Origin of the sequence: Hoylesella loescheii DSM 19665 = JCM 12249 = ATCC 15930 (genome assembly GCF_000378085.1) — a bacterium.
Lineage (GTDB): Bacteria > Bacteroidota > Bacteroidia > Bacteroidales > Bacteroidaceae > Prevotella > Prevotella loescheii.
In genome coordinates this window covers 232,842-252,652 of record NZ_KB899211.1, presented here as the reverse complement: position 1 = coordinate 252,652, position 19,811 = coordinate 232,842, and the positions used below count along the sequence as shown (strand labels likewise).

13 protein-coding genes are annotated in these 19,811 nt (G+C 48.1%); 5 read left to right on the top strand and 8 right to left on the bottom strand.

What is annotated here, in order from left to right; translation table 11 throughout:
• Nucleotides 1–26 precede the first annotated feature (26 nt).
• Complete coding sequence (locus F453_RS0103275) at nucleotides 27–3,065, bottom strand: SusC/RagA family TonB-linked outer membrane protein (protein WP_018966721.1); 3,039 nt, start codon at nucleotides 3,063–3,065, stop codon at nucleotides 27–29.
• Nucleotides 3,066–3,836: 771 nt separating this feature from the next.
• Between F453_RS0103275 and topA the strand changes: the two genes are divergently transcribed.
• The 4 genes from topA to F453_RS0103255 all read left to right on the top strand — a co-directional run bounded on the left by topA (nucleotide 3,837) and on the right by F453_RS0103255 (nucleotide 9,089).
• Nucleotides 3,837–6,191, top strand: coding sequence for a type I DNA topoisomerase (gene topA, locus F453_RS0103270; protein WP_018966719.1), 2,355 nt, complete (start codon nucleotides 3,837–3,839; stop codon nucleotides 6,189–6,191).
• Nucleotides 6,192–6,237: 46 nt separating this feature from the next.
• Nucleotides 6,238–6,816, top strand: a complete 579-nt coding sequence (locus F453_RS0103265) for a shikimate kinase (RefSeq protein WP_018966718.1) — start codon at nucleotides 6,238–6,240, stop codon at nucleotides 6,814–6,816.
• Between the two features lie 55 nt (nucleotides 6,817–6,871).
• Nucleotides 6,872–8,764: a biosynthetic arginine decarboxylase gene (gene speA / locus F453_RS0103260; RefSeq protein ID WP_018966717.1), complete on the top strand. Its 1,893-nt coding sequence runs from the start codon at nucleotides 6,872–6,874 to the stop codon at nucleotides 8,762–8,764.
• Between the two features lie 79 nt (nucleotides 8,765–8,843).
• Nucleotides 8,844–9,089 (top strand): heat-shock protein, encoded by a 246-nt coding sequence (locus tag F453_RS0103255; RefSeq protein WP_148295804.1) that lies wholly within the window; start codon nucleotides 8,844–8,846, stop codon nucleotides 9,087–9,089.
• A gap of 393 nt (nucleotides 9,090–9,482) precedes the next feature.
• Here F453_RS0103255 and F453_RS0103250 read toward each other — a convergent pair whose 3' ends face one another.
• Both F453_RS0103250 and F453_RS0103245 read right to left on the bottom strand, forming a co-directional pair.
• The gene (locus tag F453_RS0103250) at nucleotides 9,483–10,454 is read right to left on the bottom strand and encodes an Acg family FMN-binding oxidoreductase (RefSeq protein WP_445236354.1); all 972 of its coding nucleotides are present in this window, start codon (nucleotides 10,452–10,454) and stop codon (nucleotides 9,483–9,485) included.
• A gap of 153 nt (nucleotides 10,455–10,607) precedes the next feature.
• Nucleotides 10,608–11,195, bottom strand: coding sequence for a TetR/AcrR family transcriptional regulator (locus F453_RS0103245; RefSeq protein WP_018966714.1), 588 nt, complete (start codon nucleotides 11,193–11,195; stop codon nucleotides 10,608–10,610).
• 505 nt (nucleotides 11,196–11,700) lie between these two features.
• On the opposite strand from F453_RS0103245, the gene F453_RS0103240 reads away from it, so the two are divergent.
• Nucleotides 11,701–12,345, top strand: a complete 645-nt coding sequence (locus tag F453_RS0103240; RefSeq protein ID WP_018966713.1) for a hypothetical protein — start codon at nucleotides 11,701–11,703, stop codon at nucleotides 12,343–12,345.
• A 236-nt stretch (nucleotides 12,346–12,581) separates the two neighbouring features.
• Here the strand turns inward: F453_RS0103240 and F453_RS0103235 are convergent, their stop codons facing one another.
• From F453_RS0103235 to F453_RS0103210, 5 genes are all read right to left on the bottom strand, one after another.
• Nucleotides 12,582–13,904 (bottom strand): class I adenylate-forming enzyme family protein, encoded by a 1,323-nt coding sequence (locus F453_RS0103235; protein ID WP_018966712.1) that lies wholly within the window; start codon nucleotides 13,902–13,904, stop codon nucleotides 12,582–12,584.
• Nucleotides 13,897–14,124, bottom strand: coding sequence for an acyl carrier protein (locus F453_RS0103230; RefSeq protein ID WP_018966711.1), 228 nt, complete (start codon nucleotides 14,122–14,124; stop codon nucleotides 13,897–13,899). Before F453_RS0103230 ends, F453_RS0103235 begins: the two co-directional genes overlap by 8 nt.
• 407 nt (nucleotides 14,125–14,531) lie before the next feature.
• Nucleotides 14,532–15,857, bottom strand: coding sequence for a TlpA disulfide reductase family protein (locus F453_RS0103225; RefSeq protein WP_018966710.1), 1,326 nt, complete (start codon nucleotides 15,855–15,857; stop codon nucleotides 14,532–14,534).
• Nucleotides 15,850–17,013 (bottom strand): TlpA disulfide reductase family protein, encoded by a 1,164-nt coding sequence (locus tag F453_RS0103220; RefSeq protein WP_009237152.1) that lies wholly within the window; start codon nucleotides 17,011–17,013, stop codon nucleotides 15,850–15,852. The genes F453_RS0103225 and F453_RS0103220 overlap by 8 nt, the downstream gene beginning before the upstream one ends.
• A gap of 633 nt (nucleotides 17,014–17,646) precedes the next feature.
• A complete protein-coding gene (locus F453_RS0103210) occupies nucleotides 17,647–19,272 on the bottom strand; it encodes a tetratricopeptide repeat protein (protein WP_244869407.1) in 1,626 nt (541 codons plus the stop codon).
• Nucleotides 19,273–19,811 lie beyond the last annotated feature (539 nt).

Sequence of the window (19,811 nt, the reverse complement as noted above, 5' to 3'; positions counted from 1 at the left end):
GTATATATATGATAATGTGTGGGTGTTTAGAACCCAATCTCTACACCGAAGGTATAGGTACGCAGCTGTGGCGTTTCGAAACCGGCCGCTCCGCTTACAGGTACTTCGGGGTCTACGTATAGCTTGCTCGACTTAAATGTGAGCAGGTTGTTGCTCGAGAAGTAAACGCGTGCCTTGGTCAAGCCCAGTCGGCGCAGGTAGTCTTGAGGCGCAGAGAAACCTAGGGTGAGGTTCTTCAGTCGCAGATAGTCTAGCGGCATCATCCAGCGCGACGAGTAAACGCCCGTGCTGCCATACTGGAACTTCGGCAATTTGGCCGACGTGTCGCCCGGACCTTTCCACATATCTTCAAGCTTGTTGTAAGAAGGCGTGCTACCCCGATACATCTCGGCACCACCATTAGAGTGCTGGAAGCGCAGATAGTCGTAAGCATCGCCGCCCAATTGGTAGGTAAAGGTGAGGCCCAGGTCGATAAATTTCCACGTGATGTTATTGGTTATACCGCCCTGTATGGCCGCTTCACTGCTACCCAAAATCACCTTGTTGGCCTTGCCCACCTCAGTGGTTGTTTCACGCGAAGGGTTATTGGGGTCGTTAATGTAATATTGTTCCTTACCCGTCTTCGGGTCTACACCTGCATATTCATAACCGTAATAGGCGTTATAGGTTTCGCCCACGCGGTGAAGAATTAGGCGCGGATAGTCGGTATCGGTAGCTTCGTTTATTAAGCCGTTAAGCGATAGCACCTTGTTACGGTTATGTCCCATGTTGAGCGACGTGCTCCAAGTGAAATCTTTCTTAGAGATGTTCACCGAAGAGATGGTTAACTCGAAACCCGAGTTACGCAACGAGCCGATGTTTCGGGCTTGCGTTGCACCCGAGCCACTGAAATATCCCGGTATGAAAGATATGGGCATATCGTAGATAAGGTCGCTCGTGGTGCGCGTGTAATAGTCGAACGTTAGGTTGATGCGGTTTATGAAGCTGAGATCAAGTCCCACATTGAGGGCCTTGTTCTTCTCCCATTTCAGGTCGGCATTACCTGCTGTGGTTACACCTATTCCGGGTTTGCCATCGTATCGCTCACCATATTTAAAGAGATTGAAGTATCCGTAGCTCGAACTTGGCTGCGTTCCGTTCAATCCGTACGAAACTCTGAACTTACCATCGTTTATCACGGGGCGTAGGGAAGCGAAGAATGGCTCTTCGGTAAAGCGCCATGAACCCGACACCGACCAAAAATCGCCCCATCGGTTGCTACGTGCCAGACGCGAACTACCATCGCGACGGAAGCTGAAACCAAGGTAATAGCGGTTGGCGTAGTTGTAGTTTACGCGGCCAAGATAAGACACGAGCCTGTTTTGTACAAACTCGGTCGATGCCTTTGTCGTTCCGGCATTGCTTATTTCGTAAAGGTCACCAGGATAGTTCGAACCGTCAAGATAGTTCACCGTGTAGGTGTAGTCTTCTGTTTCGAAACCCAACAGGGCGTCGAGGTTGTGTTCCCCAAACGACTTAACGTAGTTAAGCTGCGACTGGGCGTTGAGCTGTTGAACATCAACTAACATACGTTGGAAGTCTCCACCAGCAGATGCGCCGTCGCCCGAATAGCGGTCCCACAGCACACTTTGGTTGCCCGCAATAAAGTCGTAGACAACCTTCTGGCTGAATTTAAGACCATCCAGTATCTTAAAGTCGGCCTTCAAGCTATTGAAAGCCCTATGTACCACGTTCTTGTCGCTTTTATGTTGCCACTGGTATAGTGGGTTTCGGTTGAAATATCCACCACCAGGAGCAAAGCTTCCATCGGCATTATAGGCCACCGACGAAGGCGTTTGCATCAATACGTAGTTGGCAATGGGCGCGTCGTAGCCACCACTTTCACCCGAAACGCTCTGTCCCATCTTCGAGAACATCGAGCTTAGGTTCAACGTAAGCCTACCCCAGGTGTGGGTAACGTTGAGGTTTCCCGTGAGGCGCTCTAGCGATTGTTGCTCGGTTATACCATTTTGCTTGGTGTAGGCAGCCGATGCATAGAACATTGTACGTTCGTTTCCGCCCGACACATTCGCTTGATAGTTCTGGTGAGTACCCGTTCTGAACAGCAGTTTTTTCCAGTCGGTCCATCCCGTTGCGGGCATAGCTGCAAACTCATCTATATCTTTCGCGGCCTGTTCAGCAGCCTTTTCGGCCGTCAGTTTTTCTTCGTATAGGTAGTAATTCTTCAATCCCTCTTGCAAAACAGCCCTTCTTTCGGGTCCGCCAAGTTGCGGACGATAGTCCACAGCCATGTTAGACGCACCCCAATCGCTTCTGAAATCCACTCTGGTTTTGCCTCGGCTGCCGCTCTTCGTTGTGATAACCACAACTCCGTTGGCTGCACGCGACCCGTAAAGTGAGGCTGCCGCTGCGTCCTTAATAATGGTTACGTTCTCAATATCGTTGGGATTGATGGTAGCAAGCACGTTTGTTCCGGCGCTGCTATAGTCAAATTCGCTGATGTTACCTGATGTTACAGGCGTTCCGTCGATAACATAGAGGGGCTCGTTGCCTGCGTTGATAGAACCCATACCACGTATACGCACCTGCGAGACGGCTCCAGGCGAGCCCGACTCTGATGTAATGGTTACGCCAGGCACACTTCCTGCCAGCTTGTTCTCAACAGACAGCACAGGAACGCTTTCTAAAGCCGATGTATTAATTGTGGAGGCGGCTCCCGTAAACGAAGATTTCTTGAAGTTTCCATAGCCCGTCACCACCACTTCATCAAGAAGTCGGCTATCGGGATCAAGCTTAATGGTCATCTGCTTGGCTGCTTTCACGGTCTTGGGAGTCATTCCCACGTATGTAATCTCTAATTTTGCGCCATCGGGAGCATCGATAGAGAATTTGCCGTCGATGTCGGTTACTGTGCCCAAGGTCGTTCCCACAACCTTTACCGTTGCTCCAACGATGGGCTCACCAGTGTCGCTTGATGTTACTACACCGCTAAATCGGTCGTCGGCCAGTGCTGTTCCAATAACAAGGAACAGCCCGGTCAGGATCGTTGCTAATCTTTTTACCATAAAAAACCTTTTAATCTGATTTATCCTTTAACTTTCTTTCTACTTCGTTCGCGCTCCCATTCGATTTCAATCAACTTAATTGGAGCTATTCGTAAATGTGTGTCGACGGCCATTTCATCTAGCTTTCACCGTCTATGCTTTCTATCAATATAATCTGTATGAGCATCTTTTTAAACTGCATATTTATCTACACAAAAGAACTAATGTTTGCTTTCGAATTCTTATCTATTATCTGTAAAGAGCTGCAAAAGTATGATAATTTATTAGTTTAGCCAAGAAATTTATTATAAAAACGTTGTTTTTGGTATGAATTTATAGTTTTATGCAGTTTTTATGTACGTTTGAATATAAATTGATGTTATACATAACGTATGCAAATCGACGAATGGCAGGTGGATTTGTGACGAATGCCAGGTGACTTTGTAGCAAATGACAGCTGGATCTGTGGCGAATGGAAGGTGGATTTGTAGCGAATGACAGCTGGCCTTGTGCGTAGCAAGGGCGCATCATCCATCGGCATTTTACCCCGCAAGCAACATTTATTGGCCTACAAATCACAGCTTAACTCACCCCCACCCCTCAACCAATGCTTCGCACTCACCAACCAATCAACCATCACATAAGCTTCTTTTGCTAAAAAAGGTTAAAGCCTCTATATATAATAATGTGTATGCAAAAGTTTTATTTACTTTTGCGCGGCAAATGGTTTGCATGACATCGAGATGCGCGAACTATTGCAACATGCACCGAACGAAATAACAACATAGCGCCATGCAAGAAAATTTAGTGATCGTTGAGAGCCCCGCAAAGGCCAAAACCATAGAGAAATTCCTTGGAAACGACTTCAAGGTGATGTCTAGCTACGGACATATTCGCGACCTGAAAAAGACCGGATTGAGCGTGGATCTAGACACTTTCGAGCCTTATTACGAAATTTCCGACGACAAGAAGAAGGTGGTTAGCGAACTGCAAAAGGCGGCAAAGGACGCCAAACGCGTATGGTTGGCAAGTGATGAAGACCGCGAAGGGGAAGCCATATCATGGCACTTGTGCGAGGTTTTGGGTCTAGACGAAGACAAAACCAACCGTATCGTGTTCCACGAGATTACTAAACCCGCCATACTTAGGGCCATTGAAGAGCCGCGACGTGTGGATATGAACCTCGTTGACGCGCAACAAGCGCGACGTGTACTCGATCGCGTGGTGGGATTTATGCTGTCGCCCATCCTTTGGCGCAAAGTTAAGCCCTCGCTTTCGGCAGGTAGGGTGCAGAGCGTAGCCGTTAGACTGGTGGTAGATCGTGAACGCGAGATACACGCTTTCAAACCCGAAGCCTTCTATCGCATCGTTGCCATCTTCGCCATAACCAATGCCGAGGGCGGCATCACCGAAGTAGACGCCGAACTAGACACGCGTTTTAAAACCCATGAAGAGGCCTTGGCCTTCCTCGAAAAGTGCAAACACGCCGATTTCATCGTAGAAAGTGTAACCAAAAAGCCCGTAAAGCGCTCGCCGGCACCACCCTTTACCACCTCAACACTTCAACAAGAGGCGGCCCGAAAGCTAGGTTTCAGCGTGTCGCAAACCATGATGGTGGCCCAAAGACTATACGAAAGCGGTCGCATTACCTACATGCGTACCGACAGTGTGAACCTCTCGAGTCTTTGCATTAACGCTACCAAGGAAGAGATTACCCAACAATGGGGCGAGCAATACAGCATGCCGCGCAACTTCCACACGCATTCGAAGGGCGCACAAGAGGCACACGAGGCCATACGCCCTACTTATATGAACGTCACAAAGATTGACGGAACACAACAAGAAAAGAAACTGTACGACCTGATTTGGAAGCGAACGGCCGCCTCGCAGATGGCTGAAGCCCAATTGGAAAAGACCCGTGTAGCGATAAACGTTTCGGGAACGACAGAGCATTTCATAGCTACGGGCGAGGTACTGGTGTTCGATGGGTTCTTGAAAGTGTATCGCGAGTCTACCGACGACGAAGATGAAGGACAGGCAGATGCATCGAGAATGCTGCCACCCATTAGCGAAGGCGACAAGCTGGAACGACGTGAGATAACCTCTATCGAACGTTTTAGCCAAGGTCCTTCACGCTATACCGAGGCCAGTTTGGTACACAAGATGGAAGAATTGGGCATCGGTCGTCCCTCCACTTATGCCCCAACAATCAGCACGATACAACAACGCCAATACGTAACACGGGGCGACAGCAAGGGCAAAGAGCGCCAGTACGTGGTTGATACGCTAAAAGGCATTGTCGTAACCAGCAAAAACAAGAAAGAGAATGTTGGTGGCGACAAGGGCAAACTGCTGCCAACCGACATCGGCATCGTGGTGAACGACTTCCTGATGGAGAGTTTCCCCAACATCATGGACTACAATTTTACGGCGAGCGTAGAGGAAGATTTCGACCGCATTGCCGAAGGACAAGAGCAATGGAAGGCAATGATGAAAGACTTTTACGCCGGTTTTGGTCCTACGGTAGACAGCGTGATGAACGCCCGTTCGGAACATAAGGCGGGCGAACGTGTGCTGGGAGAAGACCCCGCAACAGGCAAACCTGTGCTCGTAAAGATAGGTCGTTTCGGTCCTGTGGCACAAATTGGTATCGCCAGCGACGACGAAAAGCCACGCTTCTCTAACCTTACTACAGGCCAAAGCATCGAAACCATCACCCTGGAAGAGGCGCTCGAGCTGTTTAAATTGCCACGAACCATTGGCGAATTCGAGGGTAAACCGGTGGTGATTGGTACGGGAAGGTTCGGCCCTTACATCCTACACGACAAGAAGTACACGTCGTTGCCCAGCACCGAAGACCCCACTTCGGTGACGCTAGAAACGTCGGTGGCCCTTATCGAGCAAAAGCGTATGCAGGAAAAGCAAAAGCACTTGAAGTCGTTTGCCGAAGACCCGAAGCTCGAAGTGATAAACGGCAAGTTCGGTCCATACCTCGCTTACGACGGCAAAAACTACAAATTGCCCAAAGATCTGCACGATAAAGCCAGCGAACTGACCTACGAGCAGTGCATGGAACTGGTGAAAACAACACCCACCAAAACCAAGCGCACAACGCGAAAAGCCACCACCAGCAAGGCAAAGAAGTAAACTAGCGCCGGCAAAAGGCCGAATAGCGCATAAGCTAAGCACCAACATGCACAACGATTTGCAATGCCCCACCACCCCCAACAAGATGCAAGGCGCATGCCATCGCATCATACTCGTTGGTTATATGGGGGCAGGCAAAACCACCATCGGCAAGGCTTTGGCAGACGAATTGGGCATGCGCTTCTACGACCTAGACTGGTATATCGAGACACGCATGCATAAAACGGTGGCCCAACTGTTTGCCGAACTGGGCGAAGAGGGTTTTAGGCGCATCGAACGAAACATGTTGCACGAGGTGGCTGAGTTTGAAGGGGTGCTCATTAGCTGTGGAGGCGGCACACCATGCTTCTTCGACAACATGGAATATATCAATCAGCAGGGCCTCACGCTCTATCTCAAAGCCTCGCCCGACGTGCTGTACAAACACCTGAAAATGGGCAAGACGGTACGCCCACTATTACTCAATAAAACGCCCGACGAGGTGGAACGCTTCATCAGCGACCAGCTTGCGGCACGCGAACCCTACTACCTGCGCGCGCACCACACGCTCGACGTGAGCCTGATGGATAACTACGAGAAGATAAAGATATCGGTGGCGCAGGCTCGGGCCATGCTCAAGGTGTAGCATGTAGCCATAAGTTACCACTCAATATTTATAACAGAACCCACAAATAGCAGAAATGAAGAAATGGACTATTGAAGATTCGAAGGAACTGTACAACATCAACGGTTGGGGCACTTCGTTTTTTGGCGTTAACGATAAGGGCGATGTATGCGTGTCGCCATGTAAGGACAACACCGAGATAGACTTGCGCGACGTGATGGACGAGCTAGCTTTGCGCGACGTTACGCCACCTGTGCTGTTGCGTTTTCCCGATATCCTCGACAGTCGCATCGAGAAAACGGCCAGCTGTTTCAGGCAAGCTTCCGAGAAATACGATTACAAAGGCGAGAACTTTGTTATCTACCCCATCAAGGTTAACCAAATGCAACCCGTGGTAGAAGAGATTATCTCGCACGGCCGTAAGTTCAACCTTGGCCTTGAAGCTGGCTCTAAGCCCGAACTGCACGCCGTTATCGCCGTGCAATGCCAAAGCGACTCGCTCATCATCTGCAACGGATATAAAGACCAAAGCTATATCGAACTGGCGCTTTTGGCACAAAAAATGGGCAAGCGCATTTTCCTTGTCATCGAGAAACTCAATGAGTTGGAGCTCATCGCACGTGCTGCCAAGAAGCTAAACGTGCGTCCCAACCTGGGCATTCGCATCAAGTTGGCCTCGTCGGGATCGGGTAAATGGGAAGAGAGTGGTGGTGATGCCAGCAAGTTCGGCCTAACAAGTAGCGAACTGTTACAGGCTCTCGAACTGCTCGATCAAAAGGGTTTGCACGACTGCTTAAAGCTGATACACTTCCATATCGGGTCGCAAATCACCAAAATACGCCGCATTCAAACCGCCCTTCGTGAGGCTTCGCAGTTCTATGTGCAGCTACATAATATGGGTTACGATGTAGATTTCGTGGATTGTGGTGGTGGATTGGGCGTGGATTACGACGGAACGCGGTCGCCAAGCAGTGAAAGTTCGGTGAACTATTCGATACAAGAATACGTTAACGACTGTATCTACACCTTCGTTGAGGCTGCAAACAAAAACGGCATAGACCATCCCAACATCATTACAGAGAGTGGACGCTCGCTAACGGCTCACCATAGCGTGCTGGTTATCGACGTGTTGGAAACGGCTTCGCTACCCGAAATGAAGGAAGAGTTTGAGCCTTCGGAGAACGATCACCAACTGGTGAAAGACCTTTACGACATCTGGGACAACATCAACTCACGCTCGATGCTCGAAGATTGGCATGATGCGGAGCAGATTAGAGAAGAGTCGCTCGACCTTTTTGCCCACGGATTGGTTGACCTTCGTACGCGAGCAGAGATCGAAAGCATGTATTGGAGCGTGTGCCGAGAGATTAACACCATCGCCAAAGGCCTGAAACACGTGCCCGAAGAATTGCGCAACATGGACAAAATCTTAGCAGACAAGTACTTCTGCAACTTCTCGCTCTTCCAATCGCTACCCGACAGTTGGGCCATCGACCAGCTTTTCCCCATCGTTCCCATACAAAGGCTCGACGAAAGACCCACACGCAACGCCACGCTACAAGACATTACGTGCGACAGCGACGGAAAGATTGCCAACTTCGTTACCAACCGCCACATCTCGCATGTGCTGCCCGTGCACACGCTTCGCAAAAACGAACCATATTATTTGGGCGTGTTCCTCGTTGGCGCATACCAAGAAATATTGGGCGATATGCACAATCTCTTCGGCGATACCAATGCCGTGCACGTGTCGGTAAAGGATGGGCAGTATCACATCGACCAGATTTTCGACGGCGAAACGGTTGAAGAGGTACTGGCATACGTACAGTATAACCCCAAGAAGCTGGTTAGACAACTCGAAATATGGGTGACGAAGAGCGTTAAGCAAGGTAAGATTTCGCTCGAAGAGGGTAAAGAGTTCCTCTCGAATTACCGTTCGGGATTGTACGGATACACATATTTGGAGTAAGCAAAACTACGAATTAGCAAGCTTATAAGCATATAAACAATTAAAGTTCATGGGTTGGGTGTCGCACGGACATCAACTCATGAACTTTTTTGTTAAGGCATACGAACAACGCCAAGCTTGCTTGGGCTTCGCCTTAGCCAAGAATGTGCATCAGCTGAACGGAACTTTTAGCCAGACGGAAAGGCGAAACATGCTTTTCGACGAACGAGAAAAGCACAAGTATAGGAGCGTGAATAAAGGTGGGACGCACTCTTTTTCGTTCCTCAAAAGTCAGTTATCGCACCACCAAAAAACAGAGATCAACATCCCATCATTGCTCTTTTAGGAATCAACAGCTTAACATCAAGCACCTATTGAAACGTTGCAGATGCTATTCTATATAAACAAGAGGGTTACAATCGATAAGCTGGAACCCTGTTCCATATCATCCGGAATGCTGTTCCATATCAACTGGAACGTGATTCCATTTCATCCGGAACAGCGTTCCAAGTTAGCGAGAACACGCCATGCACTGATAAAGTTGACTACAAAGGCATAACAAGCGGGTTATGAAAGCTCACCTGCGACGATACGCAACATGGCCTTTTTGATAGAAAACGGGCATCTTGCTTGGCAGAAGAAAATATCGACATGTTTTTAAAGAACAAGCAATCTTTGCTCACCAACAATGCTAATTACACCCCTCTCCCCCATCGGAGAGGGGTTGGGGATTGAGACATCATCTTACGATTACGCCCTCTCTCCGCAACGAATATGGCATTTTCTTGCCATAACCGATACGAATTAAGATGGTGGGATACTCGTTGGTAAGTCCCAATTTCTGTGCAAGCTGCCCCGACAACGAGGCCTCTTCGTTGGGTTGGTTTAGGTAAGCGTGCGCAATTCCCATTTGCGTGGTTCTTAAAAGGATGCGTTCCAGCGTTCGTCCTAAGTTCACCCATTGTTCAATCGTATTGTCCTTGCTGGTCAGTAGCACCAGATGAGAGGCCGAAGCAAGATTTTTGCTATCGCTCTTGTTCTGCTTTTTCTCGTTGATGGCTTTGGCCATTATCGGCTTTGCGATAAACTTGGGCACGTTTGGTGCACCAAATACGGCATAGCTTAGTCCGTCTTTCGTTGCATCCTGGTGCTTCTTGTTATACCGCATCCACAGCTGCAACTCCTCCTTAAAGGCCTTGTTGTGCATTTGCAGATGGTTGCCCGCATATACCATTTCGGTTATCGCAGCGTATGGCGACGAACCATTCTTATAGAAATGCACAGCAATGGGAGGTTCTGCAGCGACATTCTTTAACAAGGCAATGCTGTCATCAGGGATGATCTTACCATCATATCTGCTTCTGTTGGTCTGCCTCAGGGGGATTTGGGCGAACAAAGGGCTTGCCACATCATGGCTTTGCTTGGCTAGAAGCACCCTAATTACGCCCTCGTTGGTAACAGCCACCCTTGCTTCATACCCCTTATGGGCGGCTGCAACACAGAGATTTTCGGCAGCACAGCCAAGACTCACGAACAATTCGCGGTGGTTTGGATCGACAACTGGCAGCGACTTGGTGAAGTCGGGGATAATGTCTATCTCCCCATCTGCTATCTTAAACAACCATGGTTGCGTGTTATGGCCCGATGGGGCCTTAACAGCCTGCGCTATCATAAACAGATAGTCGGCTTCTTGGGCTAATACATTACTCATCATTCCTACAAATAAGATAAGTGTTACGAATATTTTTTCATCGCTCATTAATTAAGTTGACAAGTTAACAAGCTAACGCGTTGACAAGGGGAGCACGAAGCAGGCAAGGCGTTTGGGTCTATCTTCGCATTCGGCACACCCCTAACTTAGGCATTAAACTTGCTTAATCCATAAATCAATAATTAAGTCTAAACCTTTAATAATCTGCTCCCAGCCCTCGTCGCTCTGCAAGTTGATGCCGTTATACGTGGGACTTTGGTCCTCAATCAGCACCAAATAGCTGATGGCAGCAGAGAGAATGGTGGCCAAGGCCGCAACTTCGGTGTGGCTAGAATGGGTAAAACCACTCACGGCCTTTATCAGTTCGCAGCCATTTCGTGCCCTACTGTCGCGCAACTGCTGAGTGTTCTCATTGTCGGCGGTGAGTTCCCAACGGCACAAACGCCTCAACGTGACGTCGTTTCGCAACTGAACGATTTGCTCGCGAAACATTCGCTTAAGGCTTCCTGCCACATCCGCCCCATCGATAATGTGCATATCGGTGTTGGCCCAATAGTCTTTGCGCAGCAAGTATTGAGCAATCAACTCGTCTAAGCCACCAAAATACCGATAGATAAGCATCTTCGAAACACCCGCCTTTTGGGCAATGGCATTGACGCCGATGCGTTCGAAACCATCGTTGACAATGATGCTGTCAACTGCTTCGAGTATTTTCACCTGTGTAAGTTCCTTGTCTTTCATTCCGTTTCTTATTTTAATGTTACCGATAAGTAACTACAAAGTTAGGTTACTTATCGGTAACATGCAACTAAGAGCAGGCAAAAACGCTCTTCTTTACACAAAGTTTAACGTATGCAAAAGGTGATTATAACCCCATCAACACGCCTCAAACAGTAGGCTAAATCAGTGTTTGACAAGGAATTGAACGAGTACGAGCATTTAAACCACGTTAACACAGACAACGCCCTCATAATACAAAACCTCCTTATAAAGAGATAGTTACAAGAAAAACATGCCATAAAAAGGGTTAAACATATATGAGTAAGATTGATATATCATACCCCTTTCGTATCTTTACAAAATATTAGAGGGGTGTTGAGCCAAGAAATTGTAGCCCACCTTGTTACGACAAGCGAGCAATAACGGCACATCAGACGGACTATCACCCTATGACAGGCGGGCAATGTTGCCAAAACAGGGCGACAATTCCACCACAATGAGGCTACCTCAACATGATTAAAGGCAAATGGTAGCAACCCAATGGCCAGACAGTAATTTACCCACAACGCACGACTTAAATACCAAGCACCCTGCCACCCTACCCTTCGTGGCATGCTGGCGTCCCATTTATATTACTTACACACTTAAACTTTCGCTTATGATTAGAAACGCTTTTTATTTTATCGCATGTGCTTTCGCGCTCGTGATTATCGGTTGCACGGGCGAGAAACAAGTGGCCGATGGTGCCATTAAGTTGGATAATTTTACCCATTCGAGTTGTAAGAAACTAACCGGAACAGTGCCAATGGACAATGTAGGCAAGCCTATACCAACGGATGGAGAGTATATTGAATATGAGGCAGACAATGATGGCAACCTCATCATTAAGCACGTGAATGCCGTTTTCAATTGCCGTCCCGAGAGCTTAAGGGCTTCGCTGACCGAAGTTGACGGGGAAATAACCCTCAATGAGACTGAGGTTGATGGACAAGCCGACTGTTTTTGTCCTTACGACTTGAACTTTAAGATTGGCAAACTCACCAATCGCAAGTACACGCTAACTGTTTTACAGAATTCCAAAGCTCACAAGAAATTCTCCTTTGAGTATCGTAAAGGACTGCGAGGAAAGGTGGTTATAAGGGTAGGAACGCCAATAGAAAAGGACATATAACCACAAAAGGTGGTTTATCTTCAATCGGCAATTAGGGTTTTTCAATGCTATATGCCTTCGGAAAACCTAATGGTCGAATGGGAAATTATATGGGCATACGAGCCATCGGCTTTGCAGGTGGTTCGTATGCCCTATTTGAATATGGTGTGTTTAGCCGAGCGGGGGTAAGCCATTGGGTGCATTATATAGTCTCAAACCTAAATGCTTGACGATGCGCCATGCACTGACTTTCCTATTTAAGAAAGGTTGTTGCGATACCATTTTCGGTCTATCTTACCATTAGGCGTTTGCGCCAAAGCATCCACCTGCTCGTAAAATAGCGGCACTTGATGCGTCTCTAAATGCGCTTTTAGTCGGCGTGCCAAGTCTTTGGGATTAATGGATGCTTGCTTATCAGCAACAACAAGCAATTTTAATGCTTGCCCCAAAATGGGATGAGGCACGGCAATGCACACGCAAGCTTTTACTTCGGCGAAGCTGTTGGCAACCGACTCAACCTCTTGCGGACTAACCTTGAATCCGCCCGTGTTGATAACATCGCTATCCCTACACTTGAAACGCAGACTCCCTTGTTCGTCTATCTCGCCCCAATCGCAGGTGGTAAATCCCTCGCTAGCTAGCGGTTCGTAGGCGGTTTGCTCGCCCATGCGCAGATAACCGCTCATCAGCGTGTCGCCAGTGCAACGTATATAGCCATCGGGAGTTATGGTGAAGCGCGTGTGAGGCAGAGCTTGGCCCACACATCCTGCCACATGGTGGTGGGTAAATTCGAAGGTGGCGACCACTCCTGTTTCAGTAGAGGCGTAGGTGTTGTATAGGCGCGTATGGGGCAACTGCCTGTGAATGTCGGCCATTGTGGCTGCGTCTAAGGCATCACCGCCTGTCTCGATGAACGCCATCTTTGTTGCCAAATTCTCCATCTGCGTGCCACCGAACTTCGCAAGCATACGTATACACGACGGAACAAGGAAGGCTGCAATGCCCATATCGTTGCCTTTGGCAGCTATGGCGAAGAACTCGTTGAGGTCTAGTTTGGGCATAAGATGGCATGTGGCACCCGTTGCAATGGTGGCAAATACCTTAGACAGGCAACCCAAGTGGTTGAGTTGGCCTGGTATGATAAAAGTAATGTCGGGGTGATAGGCTTGCCCATGCGTAATGTTCTCGGCATTGGCGGCAATGGCGAGCGTGCTAATAACAGCCCCTTTGGGTGCGCCTGTGGTGCCTGTGGTAAACAACACGTCGGCCGAACCTTCGGGAAAGGTGAACCCTTGCAGGGCTTTCTCCATCCTGCCAACCTGTTCGGGCGTGGCGGTAGCGGGCAAAAGCACGGCCACAGCACCCGAAATGTGCGTGGCGAAGTAGTTAACGAGGAAGCCGATATTGGATGTAGCGGTGAGAACGACGCCCTTTCCTCGCATGTTTTTGTAGTGTTCGGCACGCGCCACTGCCTGATCGTACAGCTGACGATAAGTTATGGAGTCGTCGGCAGTTACCACCACCATCTTATTGGGTGTGGTGTGGGCATGCCTTTCGATGCGTGCTTCAATGCTAAGCATTGCCTGCCATCTTTCGTTGAACCATCTCTGCAAGGGTGTCTAGACTCTTGAAGTTGGCCGGAGTGGCGTCGGTGGCATCCACTTGTATGTTAAACCTGTCAGACAAGAGCATCATAATCGTGGTGACATCTAACGAATCGAGTTCGGCCATCAAAAATTCTGAGTCTAAATCAACCAATGGCAGGGCATCTTCTAATATCGTTTTAATCTTTTCTTTCATTGCTTAATGAGGTTTGGTATGGGGTGTTTGCGTTACGCGCAGCATGCCATAGCATGCTGATTGGAGGCGGAATGTGGCACACATAATCATATATAAAGTGCGCGTTAACCCATGGATAACGCGCACAAAATTAATAACAATCGTACAAACGACAAGCTTTTTCTTGGAAAAAAGCTTAATTTGGCCGTGGGAATAAGGCCAATAAGTCTAGCAATAGCTATCAGACTTGTGGAACGAAAAAGACCGATTGACTGCTTGGAACAATCTGACTAATCGTAGAGATGAGACAAGTTGGCTAGCCAAAGGCGTCGTGCTAATTGGGCAAATTAAAGGGATTGTCCAGCAAGAGTAGTCTAGCTGATTAGGCAAACCTATCCTTTGGCTTCCAACTTTCTAAGCCTTGGCGTTTAATTTCCTTCGTCTGCGCTCTCGTCTCTTAGATAATAGAGGTCGCCCGAGAGTATTTGTTTCACTCGCGCAAACAGTTCGATACCCATCAGCGTGAAGGATATTGCCTTGCCATCAGGGGTTATCAAGATGCACTTGGGAATGTCGCGAACCCCAAAAAGATTGGCCGAGGGCGACACTTTGTTTTGCGTGTCGTAGGCTTGCAACCATCCTGGGCGATTAATTCCGAGTGCTTTGACGGTGCGAATCCACGCATCTCTTTCCCTATCGATAGACATGTTCACCATGGCGAACTTGTCGGTGGCATCGCGCGTTTCGTCGTATATGCGCTTAAGGTTTTGCATTTCGTCGAGGCATCCCGGTGCCCACGACGCCCAAAAGGTTAGCAACACGTGCTTACCACGCAAGTCGCTAAGCATGATTGTGCGACCATCTTCTTGCGGAAGACGGATGTCGGGCACTTCGTTTCCTTCTCCCAAGCTCAACGCCTTGATGTTGTTTTCGAGCGTTTGGGTATATGGATGCTTGGCCAATGCAGGCGAAATGCATTGCGCCAACTGGCGTACATAGCCCTTATTGAAGAGCGGCAACAAATCGCGATTTATCAAAAGCGGTGCAAGTGGCAGGTCGTTGTGCTCGAGCAAGAATTGCATTCGGTTGGCGTTCCATTCCACTTCGACTGCCGAACGCAGAGCCTGACGGGCATCCCTACCCGCATTTGTGGCCATGAAATCTGCTCCCTTACGACGTTGCAAAGCCAAAACCGAGTCGTTATAGGCAAGGTCACGCTGACGTGCGAGGGCAAAATAGGCTTGGTATAGCGTGTTGGTGGTGGGCCCCGTAACAGTGGCATCGGCGCCTTGAGTAATCGTTGGTACCACGATATTTACTTCGCCCGACTCCACCCACACGGGAATGGCACCGCTTCCAAGCCCCGTTACATAGTAAAGCATAGAGGGATTGGCGGGCGTTATGTTGCGATTGAAGCGAAAACGACCTTTATTTGTTACGGTGGAAGCGACCTGAACGAGATTGCCATCACCATAATCAACGCAGAGCGACACGTTCTTGACCTTCGCTTTGGCACCTGCCGCCACCAGCGAGTTTATCTGTCCGCGAATCACACATGTCTCGGTGTTGTCTTGTGGCAATGTGGGCGTGGGCAGTTGTGCCATAGCCTTGGTGGCCATTAGCGAACAAGCCAGCGTTAATGCAACGTTGCGCACAAGGGCAAACCTTTGTTGCCCCGTCGTGTTCAACTTGCGAGCACAGGTCGAGAGGGTGGCACACAGGTGTTGGCGAGTGAGATGTATGGTTTTAATCATGACTTAGTTCTCCATTCTTTAAGCGTTTTACGGTGTTGAGCAGCTGTTCGCCCCGCAGGTCGAAACCTAATACATTGCCTTTGGGACTAATGAGAATTGTGCATGGAACGGTTGTGATATTGTAGAGTTTTAGGGCTTCCGAATCCCAACCTTTTAGCGTAGAGATGTGCTTCCAATCCTCGTTGGCAAGCTTGTTTTTGGTGATGCAGTCGGTCCACTCATTCTTTTTGCTGTCTATCGAATAGCTAAGCACAACGAATTGTGCCTTATCGCCAGTAACCTTTAAGGCTTGTTTGATGAATGGGAATTCACGACGGCAAGGCACACACCATGAAGCCCAGAAGTCGAGCAACACGTATTTGCCACGCAATTGCGATAGGCTGACCGTCTTTCCATCGGGCGTTTGCCCCTCGACATCTGGTGCGGGCTTGCCAATTTGCATGTTTCCGGAACGCACAATGTTTAAAAGTTGCTTGTACATGGGATGCTTACGCGTGTCGGCAGGCACTGCATTAAACAGCTGCTCCTCAATAATGTCGGGCTTAAAGTATTGCAACAGATGGTTTTTCATGATGTAGAGCGACACGGGCGACTCAAGATGTTGGCACACGAAGCGCATTGTGGCGGCTTGTAGGGCAAAGTTGTTGGCGCTGATTACCGACTTTTGGTATGACTGCACCGCCATTTTATTGGCAAGAACTGCAAGCGAAAGACCTGCCTTCACACTGTCCATGCGTTCGCGACCCTTACGGTCCATTTGTTCGGAGAGCTCTTGATACTCGAAGAACGTATTGTTGGCAGGCGTACCCTTTACCTTGGCTTGGGCGGGAAACTTAGCGCTGAAAGGCTGGATAACGATGTTGCCCGGTTCGAGAAACACCTGTACAGCCCCATTATCGAACCCCGTGATGGCGTAAGGAGTCATCACGGCGGGCGCAGTTCCCTTGAAAGCGAATTGCTTGTTGGTAACGTAGGCAGAATCTACAACCACCTCTTGGCTGTTCACCTCGTGGGTGAGGTACACCTTCCTCACAGTACCCTTGGAGTAACACAGGGAGTCGCTCAGCATCGTTCCCTTGATTACAAACTGCCCTTGTGCGTTAGCTGCAAGACTTGCAGTGAACAGCAAGAGCGGTAAAGCATATCTGATGCGCATGGTTCTTGATGTTTAAAATTATTATTTCTTTTGTTTTTTAAGTCGCTTTTGTTTTCCGCATGATGCGTGTTCTTCGTCACTCTCTATTTCTATAAAGTTTTATTGAACAAGCCCTAACCTATGTACAAGACATGGTTTTGCCGTATATCCGTTGTAACGGAATACTGCAGAAAGGCGCGGAGACGCGATTAAATGGTGTGCAAGCGCCCATTGGGGTGGCGTATGCGGCCATCTCAGCGTATGATAACGTGGTTTTGCGTTTGTTCATGGCTTTGTTTTGAGCTTCTAACTCTCTCTAAAATTTGCCTCGCATGTGCATACATATCATATATATGTGATGCTCGCGCTTGGCGCTTTGTAGTTTAATTGGGTGCATTCTGTCTGCTTATCTTCGGCTAGACGTTTTCCCTGTGTAAATAATACTCGTACAATAGAAATTAAGGGACAAGCCCTAACAAGTGAGTTTCACGTTGTAAAATTACGAAAAACATTAGTCAACTCATATAAATTCGCAATTAAAAAACCTTAATTACTTTGTTTTTACCATATTTATAGGCGCTTTAATAAAAACAGATGTCTATTTTTAAGATTTCCGCTTACAGCTTAAAAGATGGCCATTTGTAAGATAGCGCATCATTTTTTCTTGGTCTTGATGCGGCTTTTGATAGATCGCACACTTCCAGGACTGATGCCAAGTATATCACCTGCATCGACCTCGCTCTTCCCCATCTTGCCCGTAACGATGAGAAAGAGATACTGACGCGACGACAGACTGTTGTATGCCCCATCTAACGAGGCCATGAATGGCGCGTCGATAAACTTAAAATACTCGATGAAATCGATGAAATCGCGACTGCTCCAGTGAACGGTGGAATGGTTTTGGAGGATGCTTTCGTAGAGCAACTTACCGTTGCTAAGCATCTTCAGCTCTTTATCTTTAAGGTTGTTTACGCGTTGTCGCAGCGCACTTAGTTCTTTATTGGCTTCGGTTTGTGAGTGTTTAAACTGGTCGAGACGGTCGCTGTACTCGCTTATGAGCAGTCTTTTCTCCAAGATACTGCGCTTAGCCTTGGCCACTTTGTACTTATGGTAGAGCACTAGCGTAACAACTGCGAGCACCAACACCAATGCCAGGCATGCCACATATATTCGATACGAGCGTATTTCGCGCTCGCTGGCTTCGACATCAAAGCGATTTTGTATTTCATATATATTGTTGGCTTGCCACCCTTGTTGCTGTTTGTCTTTGAAAATCAGCAGCGAGTCGGCCGTCTCTGCCGCTCCTGCATAGTCGCCAGTTTTCTGTTTCAGCTTGAAAAGATTGTACAGGGCCTTCTCGCGAGTATAAATGTCGTCGCTTGAAAGGGCCTTTTGCAACAAGTCGAACGCCTTTTGGTATTCACCCCTACGCATATAGAGGTCGGTAAGGATGGTATAGGTATAGCTATCAGGGCGTTCTTTCAATGCGCGAAGTATGAATTTGGCCGATTTCACCGTGTCTCCAATCTGCCTGTAAGCGTCACTGATGTTGGCTAAGAGCACCGTTTGATTTTCGGAATCTAAGTATTGGTAGTGCTTCAGCGCCTTAAGCAGATAGGTTAGATTACTATCTGGCATGGCCAAACCACTGTATGCATTGGCGGTATAGGTTAGACTGTACGCCATCCACATTTTATTCTCGCCCTTTAGTGCCATTTCCCGAGCCTTTTTGGCATACGACAGCGCGGTGTTATAGTTCTTGGTGGTGAGATTAACGTAGCTAAGGGTCGAAAAAATCTTGTGCATAAGTGCCAGACCACCATTCCCGCGAGCGGTGTTTTCGGCCTTTTTTAGCAATTTAACCGCTGCCGTAACATTGTCGCGGTTGAAAAAAAGGATGCACGCCTTATAGTAATAGGCCCTTGCAAGCATATCTTTGGGGCCGTGCTGCTCGTAATAAAACACGGGTAGGTCTATCGAATCGTTGTCGATAGGTTGCATATTTCGGTAGGTTGCTTCGGTTTTAAGTAGCGTAAAATAAGCCATTTCATCGCTGTTTTCCATTTCGTGCGCGGGTATTGCCTGCACTAGCGCGTAGGCTTTTTCTACGTTGTCTTGGCTCAACAACGAGTCTATTTGCTCTAATCTGCTTGAAGTGCGGTTGTTACAGGCACTAATCAAGAAAATCAGGGCAAACAATGTCAGTAAAGGATATTGTTTATTGGCGCACATCATCGTTTTGGTTTCGTTGATAGTAGACCGCTTCCATGGTACATGCACAGATTAAAGGTTTGTTCTGCGAATGTTGTTGCGCGTACAGCTTCGTAGCTGCGGCACACGCAGAAGCAACCGAAGGCACAACCCGATTGCACCACAGGTTATTGGCGGCTCGTTAGCAAAATTATGAAAAATAGTTCGTTTAGCGTAATTTTTTCTACCTAAAAGATGAATTTTGGGCTTATTTTGTTGTTTTTGGTAGGGTTAATCGAACAGATGGGACAAGGACAACGGGGCAGATTGGCCAAATAAGGCTCATCCGTGGAATAAAACTCGCTTGGGTTGCTCACTTAAAGCTTTGCACAAAAACATGGTGTTTACTGGGTGCTCTCACTGCCATCACCTCCTGTTTTTACAACTGTTGCTTAGCGCATGCATCACTTTTGTCCCACGCTTTCAAAGCCTCTTTTCCGCGTTAAAACAACCTTTGCTTGGCGTTCTCACAACGCTTGTTTGCTGTTTTACAACCATTGGGGTCTTTCTAGCTGTTCGGGACTCCTGTTCCATATTAGATGGAACAACCTTCCAGATGAAATGGAACA